General features: G+C 62.5%; 18 protein-coding genes. 6 read left to right on the forward strand and 12 right to left on the reverse strand.

The window, feature by feature from the left end:
• Positions 1-78 precede the first annotated feature (78 nt).
• Together B3M58_RS14975 and B3M58_RS14980 are read right to left on the reverse strand one after the other, a co-directional pair.
• Positions 79-2,223 carry a 3-hydroxyacyl-CoA dehydrogenase NAD-binding domain-containing protein gene (locus B3M58_RS14975; protein WP_296220255.1) on the reverse strand — a complete coding sequence of 715 codons (2,145 nt, stop codon included), beginning with the start codon at positions 2,221-2,223 and terminating at the stop codon, positions 79-81.
• Between the two features lie 164 nt (positions 2,224-2,387).
• Positions 2,388-3,593: an acetyl-CoA C-acetyltransferase gene (locus B3M58_RS14980; RefSeq protein WP_296220257.1), complete on the reverse strand. Its 1,206-nt coding sequence runs from the start codon at positions 3,591-3,593 to the stop codon at positions 2,388-2,390.
• A gap of 838 nt (positions 3,594-4,431) precedes the next feature.
• On the opposite strand from B3M58_RS14980, the gene B3M58_RS14985 reads away from it, so the two are divergent.
• On the forward strand, positions 4,432-4,791 hold the full coding sequence (locus B3M58_RS14985) for a rhodanese-like domain-containing protein (protein WP_296220258.1): 360 nt from the start codon (positions 4,432-4,434) through the stop codon (positions 4,789-4,791).
• Positions 4,792-4,793: 2 nt separating this feature from the next.
• The gene (locus B3M58_RS14990) at positions 4,794-5,609 is read left to right on the forward strand and encodes a cytochrome c (RefSeq protein WP_296220594.1); all 816 of its coding nucleotides are present in this window, start codon (positions 4,794-4,796) and stop codon (positions 5,607-5,609) included.
• Positions 5,610-5,618: 9 nt separating this feature from the next.
• Here B3M58_RS14990 and B3M58_RS14995 read toward each other — a convergent pair whose 3' ends face one another.
• The 5 genes from B3M58_RS14995 to B3M58_RS15015 all read right to left on the reverse strand — a co-directional run bounded on the left by B3M58_RS14995 (position 5,619) and on the right by B3M58_RS15015 (position 11,091).
• Positions 5,619-6,353 (reverse strand): proteasome-type protease, encoded by a 735-nt coding sequence (locus B3M58_RS14995; protein WP_296220259.1) that lies wholly within the window; start codon positions 6,351-6,353, stop codon positions 5,619-5,621.
• Between the two features lie 78 nt (positions 6,354-6,431).
• Positions 6,432-7,229: a transglutaminase family protein gene (locus B3M58_RS15000; protein ID WP_296220261.1), complete on the reverse strand. Its 798-nt coding sequence runs from the start codon at positions 7,227-7,229 to the stop codon at positions 6,432-6,434.
• Entirely contained in the window at positions 7,226-8,176 is a 951-nt protein-coding gene (locus tag B3M58_RS15005; RefSeq protein ID WP_296220263.1) for an alpha-E domain-containing protein, read from the reverse strand. The genes B3M58_RS15000 and B3M58_RS15005 overlap by 4 nt, the downstream gene beginning before the upstream one ends.
• 2 nt (positions 8,177-8,178) lie before the next feature.
• Positions 8,179-9,588: a circularly permuted type 2 ATP-grasp protein gene (locus tag B3M58_RS15010; protein ID WP_296220264.1), complete on the reverse strand. Its 1,410-nt coding sequence runs from the start codon at positions 9,586-9,588 to the stop codon at positions 8,179-8,181.
• Positions 9,589-10,458: 870 nt separating this feature from the next.
• A complete protein-coding gene (locus B3M58_RS15015) occupies positions 10,459-11,091 on the reverse strand; it encodes a TetR family transcriptional regulator (protein WP_296220265.1) in 633 nt (210 codons plus the stop codon).
• Between the two features lie 241 nt (positions 11,092-11,332).
• On the opposite strand from B3M58_RS15015, the gene B3M58_RS15020 reads away from it, so the two are divergent.
• From B3M58_RS15020 to adeC, 3 genes are read left to right on the forward strand one after another with little or no spacing between them, the layout of a single operon-like run.
• Positions 11,333-12,487 (forward strand): efflux RND transporter periplasmic adaptor subunit, encoded by a 1,155-nt coding sequence (locus B3M58_RS15020; protein ID WP_296220266.1) that lies wholly within the window; start codon positions 11,333-11,335, stop codon positions 12,485-12,487.
• A gap of 3 nt (positions 12,488-12,490) precedes the next feature.
• Positions 12,491-15,625 carry an efflux RND transporter permease subunit gene (locus B3M58_RS15025; protein WP_296220267.1) on the forward strand — a complete coding sequence of 1,045 codons (3,135 nt, stop codon included), beginning with the start codon at positions 12,491-12,493 and terminating at the stop codon, positions 15,623-15,625.
• The gene (gene adeC, locus B3M58_RS15030; RefSeq protein WP_296220268.1) at positions 15,622-17,073 is read left to right on the forward strand and encodes an AdeC/AdeK/OprM family multidrug efflux complex outer membrane factor; all 1,452 of its coding nucleotides are present in this window, start codon (positions 15,622-15,624) and stop codon (positions 17,071-17,073) included. The genes B3M58_RS15025 and adeC overlap by 4 nt, the downstream gene beginning before the upstream one ends.
• Positions 17,074-17,142: 69 nt before the next feature.
• On the opposite strand, the gene B3M58_RS15035 is transcribed toward adeC, so the two are convergent.
• The 5 genes from B3M58_RS15035 to B3M58_RS15055 all read right to left on the reverse strand — a co-directional run bounded on the left by B3M58_RS15035 (position 17,143) and on the right by B3M58_RS15055 (position 21,794).
• Entirely contained in the window at positions 17,143-17,850 is a 708-nt protein-coding gene (locus B3M58_RS15035) for a type 1 glutamine amidotransferase (RefSeq protein WP_296220270.1), read from the reverse strand.
• 127 nt (positions 17,851-17,977) lie between these two features.
• Entirely contained in the window at positions 17,978-18,319 is a 342-nt protein-coding gene (locus B3M58_RS15040; protein ID WP_296220271.1) for a ribonuclease E inhibitor RraB, read from the reverse strand.
• 325 nt (positions 18,320-18,644) lie between these two features.
• Positions 18,645-19,406: an SDR family oxidoreductase gene (locus tag B3M58_RS15045; protein WP_296220273.1), complete on the reverse strand. Its 762-nt coding sequence runs from the start codon at positions 19,404-19,406 to the stop codon at positions 18,645-18,647.
• Positions 19,406-20,335 carry an alpha/beta hydrolase gene (locus B3M58_RS15050; RefSeq protein ID WP_296220275.1) on the reverse strand — a complete coding sequence of 310 codons (930 nt, stop codon included), beginning with the start codon at positions 20,333-20,335 and terminating at the stop codon, positions 19,406-19,408. The genes B3M58_RS15045 and B3M58_RS15050 overlap by 1 nt, the downstream gene beginning before the upstream one ends.
• Positions 20,319-21,794 carry a flavin-containing monooxygenase gene (locus B3M58_RS15055; RefSeq protein ID WP_296220277.1) on the reverse strand — a complete coding sequence of 492 codons (1,476 nt, stop codon included), beginning with the start codon at positions 21,792-21,794 and terminating at the stop codon, positions 20,319-20,321. Before B3M58_RS15055 ends, B3M58_RS15050 begins: the two co-directional genes overlap by 17 nt.
• 125 nt (positions 21,795-21,919) lie before the next feature.
• Here B3M58_RS15055 and B3M58_RS15060 point away from each other — a divergent pair, with 125 nt between their 5' ends.
• A complete protein-coding gene (locus B3M58_RS15060) occupies positions 21,920-22,984 on the forward strand; it encodes an AraC family transcriptional regulator (RefSeq protein WP_296220278.1) in 1,065 nt (354 codons plus the stop codon).
• Positions 22,985-23,019 lie beyond the last annotated feature (35 nt).

Consider the following 23,019-nt stretch of genomic DNA (forward strand, 5'->3'; position numbering starts at 1 on the left):
GGTCTGCATCAACATTTAACGGGCACATCGCCATAAAAAAACCGGCTCACCAGGAGCCGGTTTTTTCGTTAGACGCGCTTAGAAACCCTGGTTTTTCGCCGCTTTTTCCAGCAGCAGCGCCGGCGGCAGGAAGCGCTCGCCATACTGCTCGGCCAGGTACTGGGCGCGGGCAACGAAGTCCTGCACGCCATACTGGTTGATAAACTGCAGCGCACCACCGGTCCAGGCGGCAAAGCCGATGCCCATGATCGAGCCGATATTGGCGTCGGCAACCGACTTCAGCACGCCCTCTTCCACGCAGCGCACGGTTTCGATGGCCTGAATAAACAGGATGCGATCACGTACGTCGATCTGCGAGATCTGCGCATCGCGCTTCTCGAAACGCGCCTTGAGTTCTGGCCACAGATGCTTCTTGCCGCCTGCAGGGTAATCGTAGAAGCCGCTACCTGCCGCCTTGCCCGGCCGCTTGTACTCATTGAGCATCATGTCGACTACCGCGAATGCCGGGTGCGCAGGGATCTGTTTGCCCTCGGCGGCTAGGTCCTTGATGGTCTGCTGACGGATATGGTTCATCAGACTCATCGACACTTCGTCGCTGATCGCCAACGGGCCGACCGGCATACCGGCCTTGCGCGCCTCGTTCTCGATCATCGCCGCCGACACGCCTTCGCCCAGCATGGCCAGGCCTTCGTTGGTGAAGGTACCGAACACCCGCGAGGTGAAGAAGCCGCGACTGTCGTTGACCACGATCGGAGTCTTCTTGATCTGCATCACGTAGTCGAAACCACGTGCCAGGGTTTCGTCGCTGGTGTATTCGCCCTTGATGATTTCCACCAACGGCATCTTGTCCACCGGGCTGAAGAAATGCAGGCCGATAAACTTGTCCTGCTTCTGCACCGCGTTGGCCAGGCCGGTGATCGGCAGGGTCGAGGTGTTCGAGGCAATCACCGCATCGCTCAGCGCCGCGCGCTCGGCTGCCGCGGTGACGTTGGCCTTGAGGTCGCGATCCTCGAATACCGCTTCGATAATCAAATCACAACCTTCGAAGTCGGCATCGCTGACAGTCGGTTTAATCCGCGCCAGGATGCCATCGCGCTTCTCGGCGCTCATCTGGCCACGGCCGACCTTCTTCTCCAGCAGCTTGGCCGAGTAATCCTTGCCCTTCTCGGCCGCCTCGATGGAGATGTCCTTGAGCACCACCTCGATCCCGGCAACCGCCGACACATAGGCAATACCCGCGCCCATCATACCGGCACCGAGCACACCGACCTTCTTGGTCACATAGGGCTCGAAGCCTTGCGGACGGGAGCCGCCGGCGTTGATTTCATTGAGCTGGAACCAGAAGGTGCCAATCATGTTCTTCGCCACCTGGCCGGTGGTCAGCTCGGTGAAGTAGCGTGCTTCGATGATCTGCGCAGTGTCGAAGTCGACCTGGGCACCCTCGACGGCGGCGCACATGATCTTCTCCGGCGCTGGGAAGCAGCCCTTGGTCTTGTCGCGCAGCACGCTCGGGGCGATGGCCAGCATCTGCGCCACGTTCGGGCTCGACGGCGTGCCGCCGGGGATCTTGTAGCCAGACACATCCCACGGCTGTTTCGCCGTCGGGTTGGCGGCGATCCAGGCGCGGGCCTTGGCCAGCAGGTCATCCTTGTCGGAGGCCAGCTCATGGATCAAACCGGCCTTGAGCGCGGCATCCGGACGGACCTTCTTGCCTTCAGCCAAGTACGGCAGAGCCTTTTCCAGACCGAGCAGGCGCACCATACGCACCACCCCGCCACCGCCTGGCAGCAGGCCGAGGGTTACTTCCGGCAGGCCCAGTTGCACGCTGGAGCTGTCCAGGGCGATGCGATGGTGGCAGGCCAGGGCAATTTCCCAGCCGCCGCCCAGGGCCGCACCGTTGATGGCAGCCACCACCGGCTTGCCCAGGCATTCCAGGCGGCGCAGTTGGCCCTTGATATTGAGGATCATCTGGTAGAAGGCCGGCGCGTCGGCCTTGGTCACCTTGATCAGCTCATTCAGGTCGCCGCCGGCGAAGAAGGTCTTCTTCGCGGAGGTGACAATCACCCCGGCGATGGCGTCCTTCTCGGCTTCCAGGCGCTCGACAATCTTGCCCATGGCCTCGCGGTACACCGCGTTCATGGTATTGGCGCTCTGGCCAGGCATGTCCATGGTCAGAACGACGATATTGTCCTGGCCTTTTTCGTAACGGATGGCGTCAGTCATTTTAAATTCTCTTCCCAAATGTCGGGGGAGCGCTTCAGGGGCGTAGCGAGCGAAGGTCAGGCAAGGCGGAAATCATTCGGGAAGCGGAGTTTGCTGGTGCAAATGAGCATTCCCGGAGGATTTCCAACGCTGCATGGCCGAGCGCAGTAGCCCGTGATAGCTCCTTAGATTCGTTCAATGATGGTGGCGATACCCATGCCGCCACCCACGCACAGGGTGGCCAGGCCGTAGCGCAACTGGCGCTTCTCCAGCTCGTCGAGCAGGGTGCCGAGGATCGCGCAACCGGTCGCGCCCAGCGGGTGGCCCATGGCGATGGAGCCGCCGTTGACGTTGACCTTGTCTTCGCTGACGCCCATGTCCTTCATAAATTTCATCACCACCGAGGCGAACGCCTCGTTGACCTCGAACAGGTCGATGTCATTGACGTTCAACCCGGCCTTGGCCAGCGCCTTGCGCGTGGCCGGCGCAGGGCCGGTGAGCATGATGGTTGGGTCGGTACTGGTCACGGCGGTGGCAACGATGCGTCCACGCGGCTTCAAGCCCAGCTCCTTGCCCTTGGCGGCGCTGCCGATCAGCATCAGGGCCGAGCCATCGACGATGCCGGAGCTGTTGCCCGGGGTGTGCACGTGGTTGATCTGCTCGACATGGCTGTAAACCCGCAACGCAGTGCTGTCGAAGCCCATCTGGCCCATCATCTCGAAGCTCGGCTTGAGCTTGCCCAGGCCGTCGAGGGTGGAGTCACCGCGGATAAATTCGTCGTGGTCGAGCAGGACGATGCCGTTCTGATCGGCCACTGGAATCAGCGACTTGTTGAACGAGCCGTCCTTGCTGGCACGGGCGGCTTTCTGCTGTGAGCGCAGGGCAAAGCTATCGACATCAGTACGGCTGAAGCCTTCCAGGGTGGCGATCAGGTCCGCGCCGATGCCCTGCGGGGTGAAGTGGGTGTGCATATTGGTCGCTGGGTCCATCACCCAGGCGCCGCCGTCGGAACCCATGGGAATGCGCGACATCGACTCGACGCCGCCGACCACCACCAGGTCCTCGAAACCGGAACGCACCTTCATCGCGCCGAGGTTCACCGCTTCCAGGCCCGAGGCGCAGAAGCGGTTGAGTTGCACGCCCGACACGCTGACATCCCAATCGGCGACCATGGCCGCGGTCTTGGCGATGTCCGCGCCCTGATCCCCCACCGGCGTCACACAGCCGAGCACGATGTCATCGACCTGGCTGGTGTCCAGGTTGTTGCGCGCTTGCAGCGCCTTGAGCAGGCCGGCGATCAGGTCGACAGGCTTGACGCTGTGCAGCGCCCCGTCCTTCTTGCCTTTACCGCGGGGCGTGCGCACCGCATCGAAAATAAATGCTTCGGTCATGGCGTCCTCAGACCTCCAATGGAGGGTGGCTGGCGGCGCGTTGATGCCTCGCGCCGGTTCTTGTCGAGAGCCCCTACCATACGCCCCAGCCGGCCAGGCTCAATGACCGAAGCGCTCAGGGCCATTGACCACTGTGCTCAGACGAACGGTCGCTTGCTGGCGTTGTACTGGCACATATGAGAACGAGGTGTCTGGCTCAAGGGCTGCTGCCGGCTTTTGCGCTGCGCGGCATAACCCAACGTTGCAAACCCTCATAAGCTAACAACCAAGTCATCTAAAGGATCTGTGACGCGGGCCCTAGAGTTACTCGTAGCTGCAGTGACGCAGCGAATGCCGCCGCCGGGTTTTGCCGGGGCGGTTTTTCAGTCCACGCCCAGGCGTGACGCTGAGCCCGACAGGCCTTGAGAGCGGGCATTCGACGCCACACCAACAAGAACAAAAGGCATACGGCCATGTTTAAACAGCCCAAAGTCCGTCAAGCAAGCCTGATAGTGTTTGCCACCGCAGTCATTTTGATCCTTCCCAATCTGACCCGTTTGGTCGGCTGATCGTCCATCTCCTGTCGCTGCGTACCGCGCTGAAGCGGTCAACGCAGCGCAGGCAACCACCACGGCAATAAACCGAAGGCCAGCGCCGGAGAACAGCAGCGTTTACAGTTTCGGTGCCTGCCGCGCAGACCCAGCCATCGCCAATTCAGCCGCGCTCAATGTCGGCGCCACTGCCGCGAACCACTCAGCCAGCATGACCGGCACCTATCGGCAAAACAGCCTACTAGCCCTCTGCGCCGGGCCTAGGCAATTGTGCTAGGGTGCCATCGACATGACCTGAGGAGACGGCAATGCGCGGATTGATCGCCGCTTCGATCCTGTTACTGAGCCTGCCATTGACTGCCGCCGAGACCGATATGGCAGCGGCTGTCGCAGCGCTCGACAACCCCGCCAGCCAGTTGCTCGACGTGCGCAGCGCAGACGAATTCGCCAGCGGCGCCCTGCCCGGCGCCAAACGCATCGAGCACTCGCAGATTGCCGCGCAAATCACCAGCGTGGTACCCGACAAAGACACCGTCATCGTGCTCTATTGCCGCAGTGGCCGGCGCTCAAGCATGGCCCAGGACAGCCTCGCCGACCTGGGCTATCGCAACGTGATCAATGGCGGTGGCTACGACGAGCTGAGCGCGGCCCTGGAGCAACAGCAGTGAAGCTGCGTGCACTGCTATGCAGCCTACTGATCTCTGCCGGCGTTGCTCAGGCCGCCGAGCTGCAACTGGACATCGGCGCCTCCAGCCGTTCATGGACGACCGCCGAACTGCTTACCCATCCCCAGGCACAACGCATCGAAATTGCCGATGACGTCAGTTACCAACGCACCATGCACTACCGCGCCGTACCAGTGGCGGCGCTGCTCAGCGGCGTGCAACCCGGCGATCACCTGCAAGCGGTGGCGCTGGACGGATTTGCCGCCGAACTGCCGGCGGCGCCACTGCTTAGCCAGAGCGGCGCACAAGCGTGGTTGGCGGTGGAAGACCCAGATCAACCCTGGCCGCCCTTGGCCGCCAACAAACCCAGCGCGGGGCCCTTCTACCTGGTCTGGCAGCAGCCCGCGGCCAGCCAGATAGGCCCAGAACAATGGCCCTATCAGGTGGTGCGCATGCGCACACTGGCACCGGTGAACGAACGGTTCCCTGAGCTGCTGCCGGCGGCCGATGCCCAGGTACAAGTCCAGGCCGGCTTCGCGCAGTACCAGAAACACTGCATGGCCTGTCATCGCCTGAATGCGGCGGGTGATTCACAGTTCGGCCCGGACCTGAATACTCCGTACAACCCAACCGAGTATTTCGCCGGCGATTTTCTGCGCCAGTACATCCGCGATCCGCAACGCCTGAGGCGCTGGCCACAGGGTCAGATGCCAGGGTTTAAGCGCGAGGTGCTGAGTGACCAGGCACTGGCGCAGTTGCTCGCGTACCTGCACCACATGGCCGCCCGCAAGGTCGCCTCGCACGAGGCGGCCCCGCACTAAGCGCCGCGGCTACTTCCAGTAATCGTCCGGCGGCGCCGGCAACTGCCCAAGCAACTCGCGCAGCCCAGCGCACCATTGCTGACGGATACCTTCGAAGTAAGGATCGCCCTCCTGCACGCGGAAGCCGCGTGGCACCTCCAGGCTGTCGGCCTTGTACACCAACAGGTCCAGCGGCATACCGACCGAGAGGTTGCTGCGGATGGTCGAATCGAAGGAAATCAAGGCGCAGCGCAAGGCCTGCTGCAACGACGTTTGATGGCTGAGCGCACGGTCGAGAATCGGCTTGCCGTATTTGCTTTCGCCGATCTGGAAGTACGGCGTGTCGTCGGTAGAGGCAATGAAATTGCCCTGCGGATAGAGGTTGTAGAGCGCTGGCGCATCGCCGCGTATCTGCCCTCCGAGCAGGAAGGAGCAGCCCAGTTCGACGCCCTGAGTCAGCGTGGCGCCGCCGTCGCGGGCCAGCACTTCGCGCAGGGTATCGCCCACCAGCGTGGCCGCCGCGAACAAGCTGGGCACGCCATGCAGGTGCTCGCCCGCGCTGTTCAGGCGCTGACGCAGCAAGCTGATCACCGACTGTGAAGTCGCCAGGTTGCCGGCACTTTGCAGCACGATCAAACGCTCGCCGGGCACGCCGAAGACATGCTGCTTACGGAACGTCGCAATATGGTCGACGCCCGCATTGGTGCGCGAGTCGGAAACAAACACCAACCCCTCGACCAGGTTCATGGCAACGCAATAGGTCATGTTCCACCTGTATAACAAACACGCCCGGAGCAGCTGAAAACTGTTCCGGGCGCCGTTGGATATCCTGCTAACGCAGTGCTACTGCTGTTGTACCCGCAACAGCGGGGCCACTTCCACCTGCGCATGCATTTTTTCGCTACCGCCGCCACGGCGCATACCACGCACCGGGCACGCATCCAGGTAATCCAGGCCGACCGCCAGCTTCAGATGGCGCTCGGGTTTGGCCAGGCAGTTGGTCACATCGAAGCTGTACCAGGCACCATCCAGCCAGGCCTCGGCCCAGGCATGGCTGGCCAGGTGGTCGATGCTGTCGGTGTACAGGTAGCCGGACACGTAACGCGCCGGCACGCCAAGGCTGCGGGCGCAGGCGAGAAACGCATGGGCGTGATCCTGGCACACGCCCTGACGCCCAGCGAAGGCCTCGACAGCGCTGGTTTCGACCAGGGTGGAACCCGGTTGGTAACCGATGTGTGCATGCAATGCATGCATCAACTCGATCAGGCCACTGCGGTCGTTGCGGTTCTTGCTTTGCTCACGGGCGAACGCGCGCAGTGCCTCATCCGGCTCGGTCAGGCGGGTAAAACGCAAAAACGGCAGGGCCGACTGGCTTTCATGTTCGGCCTCGCGCAGTTCATCGATCTCGACCTGACCACTGGCGCCGATGACGATGGATTCATGCGGTTCATCCAGGGTCAGCACGTGCAGGATATTGCCGTATGGGTCGAGCTGAGCGCGCACCGGACGCGGCAGGTTGAGCTGCCAGCTGAGTACCTGTTGACGTTCGCTGTCGTGCGGCGTCAGGCGCAGGTACTGGATACTGGCACGCACCTGGTGTTCGTAGTGGTAGGTGGTGTCGTGACTAATTGACAGTCTCATGCGACCTCCAGGTAAGAACTGTGGATGGCTTGACCGAGCTGGCGCACCAGCAGAATGAAGTCGGTCAACCAGGCATGTAGGCCCTCATCCAGGACCTCGTTGATGCTGGTGTAACGCAGGCGCGCCTCCAACTCGGCCGCCAGACGCTGCGCCGGGCGGCCGTTCTCGCCCGGCAGACTGGAGAGCATCAGGTTCAGCTCATCCATGCAGGCACGCAACGAACGCGGCACATCGGCGCGCAGTAGCAACAATTCGGAGACTTTGCGGGTGCCCGGCGAGCCCCGGTAGATCTCGGCGAAGGCCTCGAACGAGGACAACGCACGCAACAGGGCATTCCACTGGTAATAACTGCGCGCCGGGCGGCCGTCGATTTCGTCGATGTCCTCGCCGAGCATTTCATAACGCGCATCGAGCAGGCGCAGGGTGTTGTCGGCGCGCTCGATAAAGGTGCCCAGGCGGATAAAGCGGTACGGGTCGCCGCGCATGATGGTGCCGAAGGTGGCGCCGCGAAACAGGTGCGAACGTTCCTTGACCCACTCGCAGAAGCGGCTGATGCCGTACTGCCCGAGCCCCTGCTCGGCGATGCCACGAATCTCCAGCCAGGTGGCGTTAATGTTTTCCCACATGTCCGCGGTAATCCGCCCGCGCACCGCATGTGCATTGCTACGCGCCACACCCAGGCAGCTGTAGATACTCGCCGGGTTCTCCGCATCCAGGGCGAAAAAATGCAGCATGCGCTCGGCATGCAGCGGGCCGTGGCGACTCAGGTAATCGTCCAGGGTGCCGGTGATCAGCAGTGGCATGGCCAGCTCTTCCAGACCATCGCCACGGCCATCCTGCGGCATCAAGGACAGCGAATAGCTGACGTCGAGCATGCGCGCGAGGTTCTCCGCACGCTCCAGGTAGCGCGACATCCAGTACAGGTCAGAGGCAGTTCTACTTAACATGATTAGTCCTCCACCACCCAGGTGTCCTTTGTACCGCCGCCTTGCGACGAGTTGACCACCAGGGAGCCTTCGCGCAGTGCGACGCGGGTCAAGCCGCCGGGGACGATGCGGGTTTCCTTGCCGGACAGCACGAAGGGCCGCAGGTCGATATGGCGTGGCGCGATGCCGTTTTCGACAAAGGTCGGGCAGGTCGACAAACACAAGGTCGGTTGGGCGATATAGGCCTCGGGTTTGGCGATCAGGCGCGCGCGGAAGTTTTCGATCTCCGCCTTGCTCGCCGCTGGCCCAACCAACATGCCGTAGCCGCCGGAGCCCTGGGTTTCCTTGACCACCAGGTGTTCCAGGTTGGCCAGCACGTGGTTTAACTCCACTGGCTTGCGGCACTGGAAGGTCGGCACGTTCTTCAGGATCGGCTCTTCATCCAGATAGAAGCGGATCATCTCGCCGACATAGGGGTAAATCGATTTGTCGTCCGCCACGCCGGTGCCAACGGCGTTGGCCAGCACCACGTTGCCGGAGCGGTAGGTCGAGAGTAACCCCGGCACGCCGAGCATCGAGTTGGGGTTGAACGCCAGTGGATCGAGGAAATCATCGTCGAGGCGCCGGTAGATCACATCCACCTGCTTGGCGCCGGCGGTGGTGCGCATGTACAGCTTGTCGTCACGCACGAACAGGTCGGCACCCTCCACCAGCTCCACGCCCATCTCGCGGGCCAGGAAGGCATGCTCGAAGTAGGCACTGTTGAAACGCCCCGGCGTGAGCACCACCACGTTGGGGTTATCCAGCGGGCTGGAGGTTTTCAAGGTGTCGAGCAACAGGTTCGGGTAGTGATCGATCGGCGCAATACGCTGGGCGGCGAACAGCTCGGGGAACAGGCGCATCATCATCTTACGGTCTTCGAGCATGTAGCTGACGCCGCTCGGCGTGCGCAGGTTGTCCTCCAGCACGTAGTAGCTGCCATCGCCATCACGCACCAGATCGACCCCAGCGATGTGCGCATAGAGGTCGCGATGCAGGTCCAGGCCCTGCATCGCCAACTGATAACCCTCGTTGGCCAATACCTGCTCGGCGGGAATGATCCCGGCCTTGATGATGCGCTGGTCATGGTAGAGGTCGGCGAGAAACAGGTTCAGCGCTTGCACACGCTGGATGCAACCGCGCTCGACAATCCGCCACTCGCTGGCCGGAATGCTGCGCGGGATAGTATCGAAGGGAATCAGCCGCTCGGTGCCCTGATCGTCGCCATACAGCGTGAAGGTGATACCGGCACGGTGAAACAGCAGATCAGCCTCGCGGCGACGCTGGGCCAGCAACTCCTTGGGCGTGTCGGCCAACCAGCGGGCAAATTCCCGGTAGTGCGGGCGACATTCGCCACTCGCCTGGTACATCTCGTCATAAAAGGTGCGGGCCATGCCGTACTCCTTGTCACCCGGATGCACCAAAGCATTGCAAGGCCCGAGCCAGCGTAATTATTCTTTATAAATCAAATAATTAAATAAACCCGAAAAACAAAGCGCACCACTGTAGAGCAATCCCCTGCGCGCCACGCCACCTCGCGCCCTATGCCGTTGCAAGCCTGGTGCAGCCTATCGGAGGCATAGTCAGGCTCGATTTCCCTCAGGGCTCGCTGACGCGCACACTCCACCGCAATTCAGCAGACTTGCCGCGCACTGACGGCGTTCGACCTGCTTGCCATGGATGCCGACAACGCCAGAAGAGCCACACCGAACCGACCTTCAAGCAGTTGAACAGGGCAAAGGGACGTCTTGCTGTATGGCAACCTGGGATACCAGCGGCGTTCGGACGATGTGGGACGCGCCCGGTTTATTGCCGGTGCGGATAACCCAGAGGAAACGCTACGTGTCTTCGACGCTCTGCACACCGTCGAGTCATGGTCTTACCCGCAACCGCCACACTGTTTTACCCGCACGGCTCACAAGGCTTAGCGGCGCTCCACTCTCCTTCGGCCGATGCCTCCCCTTGTCGGCCATTTGCACAAGACCGCCCACAAGGCGGTCTTTTTTTGGCTTCTGCGGCCGTCAACTGTTGCTGCGCTCCAGCGCCTCAAGCGGCTTTGAGCGCAAAAGAGCGGCAGGTAATCCGCACGCAGAAGCCGTGCGCGGGCTGGGTCAGAGGGGCCTTGGCCGTGCGCTCTTTGGGCCGCCTCGATTCAACTGCGCTGCGTCGTGCCTGAACAGCTCGCGGTCAACAACGCCCCACAGCAGCCTGACGGCTGATGCAACACATCATTCGGGCAACGCGTTGCCCGGCAAGCAGCCCGCTCACCCGCACAGGCTCGGGCTGTGCCGCAGCATGTCCAAGGCTACATCGACCAGACGCTCGGCATCGTCATGCAGCGAGAAGCTTTCTGGAAGCAACAGCCACTGGCCGAGCATGCCGTCAATATAGGCATGCAGGCAGATTGCCGCGCGCGCTGCGTTCAAGGTGGGCGGCAGTTGTCCGCGGTGTACCGCATTGCGCAACGACAACTCGACCCGCCCATTGCAGTCCACGCAGGCCGATTGCCGCTGCTGACGCAGGTCGCACATTTCATCGGTGAACTCGCACTTGTGGATCAGGATTTCATTGATTCGGCGAATTTTCGGGTCCAGTGCAACCTGACGAAACAATTCAATCAACAGCGTGCGCAAACACCCCAGAGGGTCCACTTCGTCTTCGCTTTCGCTGGCCTTGGCCAGCGCCTCAAACGGTTCGTGCAAGCTGTCGAGCATGGCCTGCACCAAATCGGCCTTGTTGCTGAAATGCCAATAGATCGCCCCGCGGCTCACCCCCGCCATCACCGCGATATCCGACAGCGTGGTGCGTGACATGCCGCGTTTATAAAACGCTTTCTCGGCGGCTTCAAGTATCTGACTTCGCGTGCGTTGGGCGTCCTCTTTAGTGCGACGAACCATGGCAGTGAACCTCTAACTAGATGGTCAAGTCGATCACGCAAGCCCCCAGGCCATGCCCTGGGTGAAGGCTTGCACAAGCCTTGAACCGGAATATTTTTCCGCTTCGGCGCAGCAAGGGATGCCGAAGGGTATTTACAAACAATCATGAACGTAAGTATATTTCTTAGCATACTACTTATTCACGTATCGTCTCACTCATACGCCGTGAAGCGCTCTAGCGCGCTCCTGACCGAGGATATTCATGCAATTCAAGCCCGCTTTTTCCGCTCTGGTTACCGCTGTCGCCTTAGCCGCGCTACTCAGCGGCTGCGAACAGCAAGAGGCGGCGCCTGCCGCACAACCCCCTAAAGTCGGCGTGGTAACCCTGCAATCGCAAGCCTTCACCTTGACCTCGGAACTGCCAGGGCGCACCACCGCCTACCGCATGGCCGAGGTTCGCCCACAGGTCAACGGCATCATCCTCAAGCGTCTGTTCACCGAGGGTGGCGAAGTCAAAGCCGGGCAGCAGCTGTACCAGATCGACGCCTCGGTCTATGAAGCGACGCTGAAGAGCGCGCAAGCCACCTTGCAGTCGAGCAAGTCCTTGGCCGAACGCTACAAGCTGCTGGTGGATGAACAGGCGGTCAGCCGCCAGGAATTCGACGAGGCGCAAGCCAAGCGACTGCAAGCCGAAGCTGCTGTGCAAAGCGCGCAGATCGATCTGCGCTACACCAAGGTTCTGGCGCCGATCTCCGGGCGCATTGGCCGTTCGGCAATCACCGAAGGTGCGCTGGTCAGCAATGGCCAGAGCAACGCCATGGCAGTGATTCAGCAGTTGGACCCAATCTATGTCGACGTCACCCAGTCGGCGGTGGAGATGCTCAAGCTGCGCCGTGAACTGGCCAGCGGGCAGTTGCAAAAAGCCAGCGAGAACGCCGCCCAGGTCAAACTGATCCTGGAGGACGGCAGCGAATACGCCGAGCAAGGGCAACTCGAATTCTCCGAAGTCTCGGTCGATGAAGGCACCGGCTCGGTCACCCTGCGCGCGGTGTTCCCTAACCCGAATCACAACCTGTTGCCGGGCATGTTCGTTCACGCGCAATTGCAGGCTGGGGTCAACAGCCAGGCCATCCTCGCCCCGCAACAAGGCATCACCCGTGACCTGAAAGGTCAACCCACGGCGCTGGTGGTAAACCAGGACAACAAGGTCGAGCTGCGTGAGCTCAAGGCCGACCGCACCATTGGCAATCAATGGCTGATCAACGAAGGCCTGAACAGCGGTGACCGCCTGATCACCGAGGGTTTGCAATACATCAAGCCAGGCGATGAAGTCAGCGTCAGCGAAGCGAGCAATGTCCAGGCAGCCACTCCGGCCCCGGTTCCAGCCACCGAAGTTGCTGGCGTCCAAGGGGAATAAAGCATGTCGAAGTTTTTTATTGATCGGCCGATTTTCGCCTGGGTGATCGCCCTGGTGATCATGCTGGTCGGCGCCTTGTCGCTGCTCAAATTACCGATCAACCAGTACCCGAGCATCGCCCCGCCGGCCATCGCCATCGCCGTGAACTACCCGGGCGCATCCGCGCAGACCGTGCAGGACACTGTGGTTCAGGTGATCGAGCAGCAACTCAACGGCATCGACAACCTGCGCTACGTGACCTCGGAAAGTAACTCCGACGGCAGCATGAGCATCACCGCCACCTTCAACCAGGGCACCAACCCGGATACCGCCCAGGTCCAGGTGCAGAACAAACTCAACCTGGCCACCCCGCTGCTGCCGCAAGAAGTGCAGCAGCAAGGCATCCGCGTGACCAAGGCGGTGAAAAACTTCCTGATGGTGATCGGCCTGGTTTCCGCCGACGGCAGCATGACCAAGGACGACCTGGCCAACTACATCGTCTCCAATATGCAGGACCCTATTTCGCGCACCGCCGGGGTTGGCGACTTCCAGGTGTTCGGCGCGCAGTACGCCATGCGTATCTGGCTCGATCCAGCCAAGCTGAATAACTTCCAGCTGACGCCGGTGGATGTGAAAAGCGCCATCGCCGCACAGAACGTTCAGGTGTCTTCCGGTCAGCTCGGCGGCCTGCCGGCGGTACAGGGGCAACAACTCAACGCCACCATCATCGGCAAGACCCGTCTGCAAAACGCTGAGCAATTCAAGGACATCCTGCTCAAGGTCAACCCGGACGGTTCGCAAGTGCGCTTGGGCGACGTTGCCGATGTTGCCCTGGGCGGCGAGAACTACAGCATCAGTGCGCAATTCAACGGCAAACCGGCGTCCGGCCTGGCCGTCAAACTGGCCACCGGCGCCAACGCGCTGGATACCGCCAAGTCCTTGCGCGCCACGATTGCCGAGCTGGAGCCGTTCTTCCCGCCAGGTGTGGAAGTGGTATTTCCGTACGACACCACCCCGGTGGTCACCGAGTCGATTTCCGGCGTGGTGTACACCCTGATCGAAGCCGTTGTTCTGGTCTTCCTGGTGATGTACCTGTTCCTGCAAAACTTCCGCGCCACGGTGATCACCACCATGACCGTGCCGGTGGTGCTGCTCGGCACGTTCGGCGTGCTCGCGGCCTTCGGCTTCAGCATCAACACCCTGACCATGTTCGGTATGGTGCTGGCCATCGGTTTGCTGGTGGACGACGCCATCGTCGTGGTGGAGAACGTCGAACGGGTGATGACCGAAGAAGGCCTGTCGCCGAAAGAGGCCACGCGTAAATCCATGGGACAGATCCAGGGCGCGCTGGTCGGCATCGGTCTGGTGCTCACGGCCGTGCTGCTGCCGATGGCGTTCTTCGGCGGTTCGACCGGGGTGATTTACCAGCAGTTCTCGATCACTATCGTCTCGGCCATGGTGCTCTCGGTGATCGTCGCCTTGATCTTCACCCCGGCACTCTGCGCGACCATGCTCAAACCAGTCGCCAAGGGTGAACACCACGCGCCCAAACGCGGCTTCTTTGGCTGGTTCAACCGCAGCTTTGACCGCGGCGTACAGCGTTACGAGCGTGGCGTCGGCAATATGCTGCGGCACAAGATGCCCTACCTGCTGGCGTACCTACTGATCATCGTCGGCATGATCGTGCTGTTTACCCGCATCCCTACCGCCTTCCTTCCGGAAGAAGACCAGGGCGTACTCTTCGCCCAGGTACAGACACCGGCAGGCTCCACCGCGCAACGCACCCAAGTGGTGGTCGACGATATGCGCCGCTACCTGCTCGACGAGGAAGCGGACACGGTCAACTCGGTGTTCACTGTCACCGGCTTCAACTTCGCCGGTCGTGGGCAAAGCTCGGGCATGGCCTTCATCATGCTCAAGCCCTGGGACGAGCGTTCGGCGGAGAACAGCGTGTTCAACCTGGCAGAACGTGCGCAACAACATTTTTCCAGCTTCCGCGATGCCATGGTGTTCGCCTTCGTACCACCGGCGGTGCTTGAGTTGGGCAACGCCAGTGGCTTCGACGTGTTCCTGCAGGACCGTGCCGGGGTCGGCCACGACAAGTTGATGGAAGCACGTAATCAGTTCCTTGAAATGGCCGCGCAGAGCAAGGTCTTGGCCGGCGTGCGCCCGAACGGGCTGAACGATGAACCGCAATACCAACTGAGCATCGACGACGAACGCGCCAGTGCTCTGGGCGTGACGCTGGCGAACATCAACGAGACCCTGTCGATTGCCCTGGGCGGCAGCTACGTCAACGACTTCATCGACCGCGGCCGGGTGAAGAAGGTCTACATCCAGGGGCAGTCCAGCTCCCGCATGACCCCCGAAGACCTGAACAAATGGTACGTGCGCAACGACAGCGGCGAGATGGTGCCCTTCTCCGCTTTCGCCAGCGGCGAGTGGATCTACGGCGCGCCCAAGCTGACTCGCTACAACGGAGTCGCGGCCATGGAAGTCCTCGGCACACCGGCACCGGGCTACAGCTCCGGCGAAGCCATGGCGGAAGTCGAAGCACTGGCGCAGAAACTGCCGGCGGGCATCGGTTATTCCTGGACCGGGCTGTCCTACGAGGAACGCCTCTCCGGCTCGCAAGCGCCGGCCCTGTATGCGCTGTCGCTGCTGATGGTCTTCCTCTGCCTGGCGGCCCTGTATGAGAGCTGGTCGATCCCGATTGCGGTGATGCTGGTGGTGCCGCTGGGCATCATCGGCGCCCTCGCGGCCACCAGCATGCGTGGGCTGTCGAACGATGTGTACTTCCAGGTCGGCTTGCTGACGACCATCGGCCTGGCAGCGAAAAACGCCATTCTGATCGTCGAGTTCGCCAAGGAACTGCATGAGCAGGGACGAAGTTTGACCGATGCGGCGATCGAAGCCTGCCGCATGCGCCTGCGCCCGATCATCATGACCTCGCTGGCCTTCGGCCTTGGCGTGGTGCCGCTAGCCATCGCCAGCGGCGCCGGCTCGGGTAGCCAGCACGCCATCGGCACCGGGGTGATCGGCGGCATGGCCACCGCAACCATCCTGGCGATCTTCTGGGTCCCGCTGTTCTTCGTCACGGTTTCTTCGCTGTTCACAGGCAAGAAGAAAGCAGCCATCCACGCGCAGGTGAGCCAATGAGCAAGTCCCTGTTGTCCCTCGCAGTCGCCACGTTGGTGCTCAGCGGCTGCTCGCTGATACCGGATTACCAGCAGCCAGCCGCGCCGATGGCGGCGCAGTGGCCGCAGGGCGCAGCCTACTCGCCACACGAGACGGCCGAAATCGCCGCCGCCGAGCAAGGCTGGCGTCAGTTCTTCCACGACCCGGCCTTGCAGCAGTTGATCGAAACCGCCCTGCTGAATAACCGCGACTTGCGCGTCGCGGCCTTGAATATCGAGGCCTACCGCGCGCAATACCGCATCCAGCGCGCGGAGTTGCTGCCGGCGGTTTCCGCAGATGGCAGCGGCAGCCGTCAACGCCTGCCGACGGACGTGGTGCAAACCGGTAGCGCGGGCGTCAGCGGCCAGTACTCGGCAACGCTCGGCGTCAGTGCCTATGAGTTGGACCTGTTCGGCCGCGTACGCAGCCTCAGCCAGCAGGCGCTGGAAATCTACTTGTCCAGCGAAGAAGCGCGCCGTTCCACGCAAATCAGCCTGGTCGCCAGTGTCGCCAATGCCTACCTGACCTGGCAGGCCGACCAAGCGTTGCTGCAGCTGACGCAAGACACGCTCAAGGCCTTCGAAGAGAGCTACCAACTGACCGTGCGCAGCAGCGAGGTCGGGGTGGCCTCGGCGCTCGATCTGAGCCAGTCCCGCACCTCGGTCGAAGGCGCGCGGGTCAGGCTGGCGCAATACCAGCGGCTGGTCGCGCAAGATCGCAACGGCCTCGCCTTGCTGCTGGGCACGGGTTTGCCGGTCGATCTCCCTAGCGGCCAATCGCTCGACGCCGACCTGCTCAGCGAAGTACCGGCAGGGCTGCCGTCAGACCTGCTGCAACGCCGCCCGGACATCCTCGAAGCCGAACACCTGCTCAGAGCGGCCAACGCCAACATCGGCGCGGCACGCGCGGCGTTTTTCCCGAGTATCAGCCTGACTGCCAATGCCGGCAGCATCAGCCCCGATCTGTCGGGCCTGTTCAACGGGGGCTCGGGCACCTGGTTGTTCCAGCCGCAGATCAACCTGCCGATTTTCAATGCCGGCAGCCTGCGTGCGAGCCTGGATTACTCGAAAATCCAGAAAGACATCAGCGTCGCGCAGTACGAGCAAACCATCCAGACGGCGTTTCAGGAGGTCTCCGACGGCTTGGCCGCGCGCCAGACGTACAACCAGCAATTGCAGGCGCAACGCGATCTGGTCGAGGCCAACCAGGACTACTACCGCCTGGCCGAGCGCCGCTACCGCATCGGGGTCGACAGCAACCTGACCTTCCTCGATGCCCAGCGTTCGTTGTTCAGCGCGCAACAGGCGCTGATCACCGATCGCCTGGCGCAGTTGACCAGCGAAGTGAACCTGTACAAGGCCTTGGGTGGCGGCTGGCTCGAACGCACCGACCAAGCGGCAGGCACAGCCGCGGCAGCGCCGCAGGGCTAATCTGGCAGACGCTCGGCGGCGCGGGAGCGATCTCAGCGCCGCCAGGCTCAGGAAAGCCCACGAGCCCGCTCAGGCAAATGCCAGGTTCAGCCAGTGCCGGTAAACGCCTTCCGCCAGCCGATTGAGGGCGGCCACTCTGCCCGGTAGGTCATCGAGCATCTGCGCCGGGCTTTGCTGACTGGGCTGGCTGTCGTCGAGCAAGTGCGCCCAGTCCCTGAGCCAGTCACGCACCAGCGCCTCGGTCATCTCGGGATGGCCTTGCAAGGCGAGGATCTTGTCGCCCCAGACAAACCCCTGGTTCTCGCACCACTGGCTGGCAAGCAGCGGTTGTGCGCCAGCGGGCAAGGCGAAGGTATCGCCGTGCCATTGAAACATCGAGAACTGCGCTGGCAGGTGCGCCAGCCACGGGCTTGGCACTGCGGCGCGGACCTGGTGCAGCGGCTGCCAGCCACTTTCGGTATAGGGCATGCGCTTTATTTCAGCGCCCAGCGCTTTGGCCAGTAACTGGCCGCCCAGGCAATGACCGATCAGCGGAATGTCACGGCGGATGAAATGCTGCAACGCCGCAATTTCCGCGGCCAGCCACGGTAACGGGTCGTTGACGCTCATCGGTCCGCCCATGATCGCCACGGCTTTGGGGCGATCCAGATCGATGCCGTCCAGCTCGCCAAGATCCACGCGCAGCACCTGAAAGTCGCGCTGCGCGGCGTCCAGTACCGCGGCCAAATGGCCCGGCGGACAGTAATCGATGTGGGTAAGAATCAGGATATCGCTCATTACAGCCTCCGCCGCCGAGTGTGCGGCAAAGCGAATGCTGAGGTCGAGCCTGACAAGACCGGAGGCGGTGGGTGAACATCGACCAGCCACGGGCTGGTCGATGCTTATCGCCGGCACTGAAGGGACATCAAGGTTGCAGGCCTTTGACCTCCTGCGTCACACCCCAGCCATCCAGTTTGCCGCCCAGCGGCGCCACGACGGACTCCAAGTCATGCTCGAAGTCGCCAATACCGTGGTAGGTCGCATACATCACTTTACTCACTTGCAGGTGCCAGGCACCGTCATCGCGCTCAGTCACCAGGGCATGCAAGGATTCGCCACGAAAATTCCGCGTCGCCATACGAGCCCGTTCCTCGTCCGGGAAAATGGCGTAGAACTCAATTGGATGAAAGCTGGAAAAATCGAAACCACCCTCTTTCATCCGCCGTAAAACACTGCTGCTGACATCATCGTGCGTGGCTGTGCTCATGAACCGACCTCCTCAGGCGATGGATGGATTAACCGCTTTCCCATTGCAACCGCCGGAACCTCAGCGGTGTCGCGACACCTGAAGCGATGTCGCCCGAGAATCAAGCAAGGAGCTACTTGATGTGTCATAAGCCAGACCTGAAGCCAGGGCTGGTCGACGTTGCGTTATTCAGAGCAAATAACCCAGAACCGTCTCTTGCAGGGTAGCGCTAGGCGCAGCACTTTGCCGGCCAGCGAGACAACTTGTGACAAACCCGGCGACCGGCGGCATTTTGCCAGCGCGCCTGGCCGCCCATGCCCAGGCGTTTACCGCGCCAGCCACGTCCCTACTCGCGGCTCAGCCAGCGCATGACCAGTCGGTTGAGCCAGGCCGGCGACACCTGCCCGGACCAGTACATCAATTTGAATTGCCGGCTGATGGGTCGATGCACCGCCGCCCCCTGTGCTTGCTGCCAAGCGGCTTCGGCCACCGCCTGGGGCTGGAGGTTGACGCCCAGACGCTGCATCACCGGCGCGACGAAGCGCTGGTTGGCGACCATCGGCGTGCTGACGAACGGGGGCATCAGGTCGCCCACGCGAATGCCGTACTTGGCCCACTCCAGATCGAGGGCCTCGGTCAGCCCGCGCACGGCGAACTTGGACGCCGAATAGCTGGCCAGGTGCGGCACGCCATACACCCCGGAAGCCGAGCCCATATTGATCACCTGGGCATTCGGCGTGGCCTGCAAGTAGGGGAACGCCGCGTGGGTCATGTTCAGCAAGCCGAGTACGTTGATCTGCATGATGCGCGCGTGCTCGGCCAGCTCGATCTGCTCGAAGTGACCGCAGTGCAGAATCCCCGCGCAGTTGAACAGCAGGCGCAACTGGCCGTTGTACAAGGCGCAAAAGTCGGCCAAGGCCACTTGCACCGCCGCCGGGTCGGCCACATCCAGCTCGGCATGCCAGACATCGCCCAACTCGGCGGCCAATTCGGCCAGGGCGCGGTGGTTGATATCGAGCAGGCCGACCTTCCAGCCACGCGCATGGAACAACCGCGCCGTAGCCGCGCCGATACCCGAAGCGGCGCCGGTAATCAGGATATTGTCCATCAGCAACCTCGCTCACGCAGAAAGCCGACCACCCGCCCGAGCGCGAAATCCGCCGCTTTGAGCATCCCGGCGTGGGCCTGAAACACATGCCACAGGCCGGGATAACGCTCCAGGCGCACCTGCACGCCCGCCGCCTGGGCTTGCTCAACGAAGCGCAGGCTGTCGTTGAGCAGAATTTCGTCTTCGCCGACTTGCAGCAGCAGCGGCGGCAAGCCCTGCAAATCGGCGAACAACGGCGACAGACCCGGATCGCTGCGCGCAACGTTTGCCGGACAATACAGACCAATCGCCTGTTCGACCCATTTGGGATGAATCAACGGATCGCCCGCCGGCGGGTTGTGCAGGTGCTCACCGGTGAAATCGGTGACCGGGGAAAAACACACCAGCGCCGCCGGCAGCGGCAAACCCAGATCGCGCAGGCGCAGGCAGGTGATCAGGCTCAGGTTGCCGCCGGCCGAGTCGCCGCCGATGACGATCTGCTCAGCGCGGTAACCGCTGGCGAGCAGTGCCTGGTAAGCCGCGACGGCATCGTCGCGCGCCGCCGGGTAGCGAAACTCCGGGGCCAGGCGGTAATCCAGGGCGCACACCTCAAACTGGCCGCGCCGAGCCAGGCTGCCGCAGATCGCCCGGTGCGTGTGCGGCGCGCCGATCAGGAAGGCGCCGCCGTGCAGGTACAGCAGCACGCTGCCGCGCGGTTGCGCCGGACGGTGCCACTCGCAGGGACGCCCGCCCAGGCTCTCGGCCGTGCGCGCGACGCCGCGCTGTGGCGGGCTGACGGCGGTGAGCAGACGAATCACCAGGCGCTGCCCGGCGATCGGCATCGGCGGCCGTACCAGACCACGAAACAGCACCCGCAGTACGCCGCGCAACAGGCTGCGCAACACGGCCTGCTCGGCGGCGGGGGCGGTGAATTCAACGGGTGCATTCATAGTCGTTCAGCTCCGGTGCGCGGGTCAGGCGGCGATAGGTGAAGGTATAGCCCGGCCAGTTATTGGTGTTCTTGCCGGCGGCGGTTTTGTACCAGCTGGTGCAGCCTTGCTCCCATATCGTTCGATGGGCCGACGCCTGAAGCCGCTGGTTGAAGACCTGCTGCACCGCCGGTTTCACATCCACATAACGCAACCCGTGACGTTGCAGCGCCTGGATGCAGCCCAGCACATAGCTGAACTGACTCTCCAACATATAGATGATCGAGTTGTGGCCCAGGTTGGTGTTCGGCCCGTAGAGCATGAACAGGTTGGGGAAACCGCTGACGCTGATGCCCTTGTAGGCTTCGGCGCCGTCTTTCCAGACCTGATTCAGGTCTAGACCATGGCGCCCGCTGATGTGCATCGGCGCGAGGAAATCGGTGGCGGCGAAACCGGTGCCGTAAATCAACACATCGCAGGGATGTTCCTGGCCATCGACGGTGATCACGCCCCGCTCGCTTATCTCGCCAATCGCCTGGTTGACGAGGCTGACATTGGCCTGGGCCAGCGCCGGGTAGTAGTCATTGCTGATCAGGATGCGCTTGCAGCCCATCGGGTAGTCCGGCAGCAGCTTGGCGTGCTTGTCCGGGTCGCGGACGGCGCGGGCCAGGTGGCGGACGAAATTCAGCCGCAGCGGCTTCATCAGCCAGGGCAAGGAGACGAACGCCAGCGCCCGCGTCTCGTGCTGGATGTATTTGAGGCTGCGGTCGATGCGTTGCAACCACGGCAAGCGCCGCATCAGCGCTAGCTCCCACGGTCGATAGGCACGATCGGGCTTGCCCAGCACATAGGCCGCCGAGCGCTGGAACAGCGTCAGTTGGGCCACGTGCGGCTGGATCTGCGGAACGAACTGAATCGCCGAGGCGCCGGTGCCGATCACCGCCACCCGCTTACCGCGCAGATCCAGATCATGACGCCAGCGTGCCGAATGGAAGGCCTCGCCCTTGAACCGTTCGATACCGGCAATCTTCGGGTAAGCCGGCTGGTTGAGCTGCCCGCAGGCGCTGACCAGCACCTGCGCACTGAGCGTCTCGCCGCTGAGCAACGTCACCTGCCACAGCCCACTCGACTCCTCGAAGGCGGCCGAGCGCACTTCGCTGTTCAGGCGAATGCGCGGGCGCAAGTGGTATTTCGCCATGCAGTGCTGCATGTAGGCGTGGATTTCCGCCTGGGGCGCGAACTTGCGCGTCCAGTCGGTCTTCAGCTCGAAAGAGAAGGAATACAGGTGCGAAGGCACATCGCAGGCTGCGCCGGGGTAACTGTTGTCGCGCCAGGTACCGCCGACATCGGCGGCTTTCTCCAGCAGCAAAAAATCCTCGATACCGGCTTTCTGTAGCTGGATCGCCATGCCCAGACCAGCAAAGCCGGTGCCGATGATCAGTACGCGCAACGGCGTATGCGGGGGTGTCGTTGTGGTCATTGTTGTTATGCCCCTGATGGTTGCCACAGGCTGAAGCACCAGTGAGTGCGCTGGTTCGAATGCTACTGCGGCGCCAGCCCTGACGTTATGGCATAGTCGGCCATAAATTGTGAGTTTCGGACAATATGCCCAACGCCACTCTCTGGCCTACCCGGCGCAGCGCCATCAGCGCCCAGTTGCTGACCCAGTTCGGCCTCGACCACGGCTTGTCGCTGGGGGCCTGCCTGAAAGGCACCGAGTTGAATATCGGCCTGCTCGGCGACCTGGGCGCGGAAATCGATGCCGAACAGGAGCTGCGCCTGATCCGCAACCTGGTGCAGCACCTCGGCCACTTGCCCGGTATCGGCCTCAAGGCGGGCCTGCGTTATCACCTCAATACCTACGGCATCTGGGGCTTTGCCCTGCTCAGCAGCCCGACCTTCCGCAGTGCCGCGCAACTCGGCCTGCGCTACCTCGACCTGACCTATGCCTTCCATGGCATGCGCCTGGAAGAAGCCGACGAACACGCCCACCTGATTCTCGACGAGCGCGGCATACCCGAAGACCTGCGCGACTTTATCGCCCAACGCGACGCCGCCGGTATCCTCAGCATTCAGCGCGGCCTGACCGCGACCCGCCTGCCGCTGCTCAGCGTCAGCTTCAGCGGCCCGGCGCCAAGCTACCTGGACACCCACCACGAGTTATTGGGCCTGACGCCGACCTTCAATGCGTCACACAACCGCATCAGCTTTGCCCGCAGCCTGCTCGACCAGCCGTTGCCCGATGCCAACCCGCAGGTCGCCCAGCACTGCGAGTCGCAGTGCCAGGCGCTATTGGCCAAACGCCGGGTGCGCGCGGGCCTGGCCGGACGGATTCGCGACCGTTTGCTCAGCCACCCAGGACAGTTGCCGGACATGCAACAGTTGGCCGGCGAACTGCACATGACCTCGCGCACCCTGCGCCGCCGCCTGGAGGAAGAAGGCACCGGTTTTCGCCAGTTGCAGGAGGAAGTGCGCCAGGCCCTGGCCGAAGAGCTGCTGGCCATCGGCGGCCTGACCCTGGAGGAAATTGCCGAACGCCTGAGCTATGGCGAGGTGTCGAACTTCATTCACGCCTTCAAACGTTGGAAAGGCCTGACGCCTGGGCAATACCGCCTCCAACAGGTGAGCGAACAAGCCGGCGTGGCGAGTTCAGGGCGGCAATGTCGCTGATCCTGCGGCCCGCACAGCCAGTGCCCGCCTGTCTG

The organism is Pseudomonas sp. UBA2684, from assembly GCA_002354655.1.
Lineage (GTDB): Bacteria > Pseudomonadota > Gammaproteobacteria > Pseudomonadales > Pseudomonadaceae > Aquipseudomonas.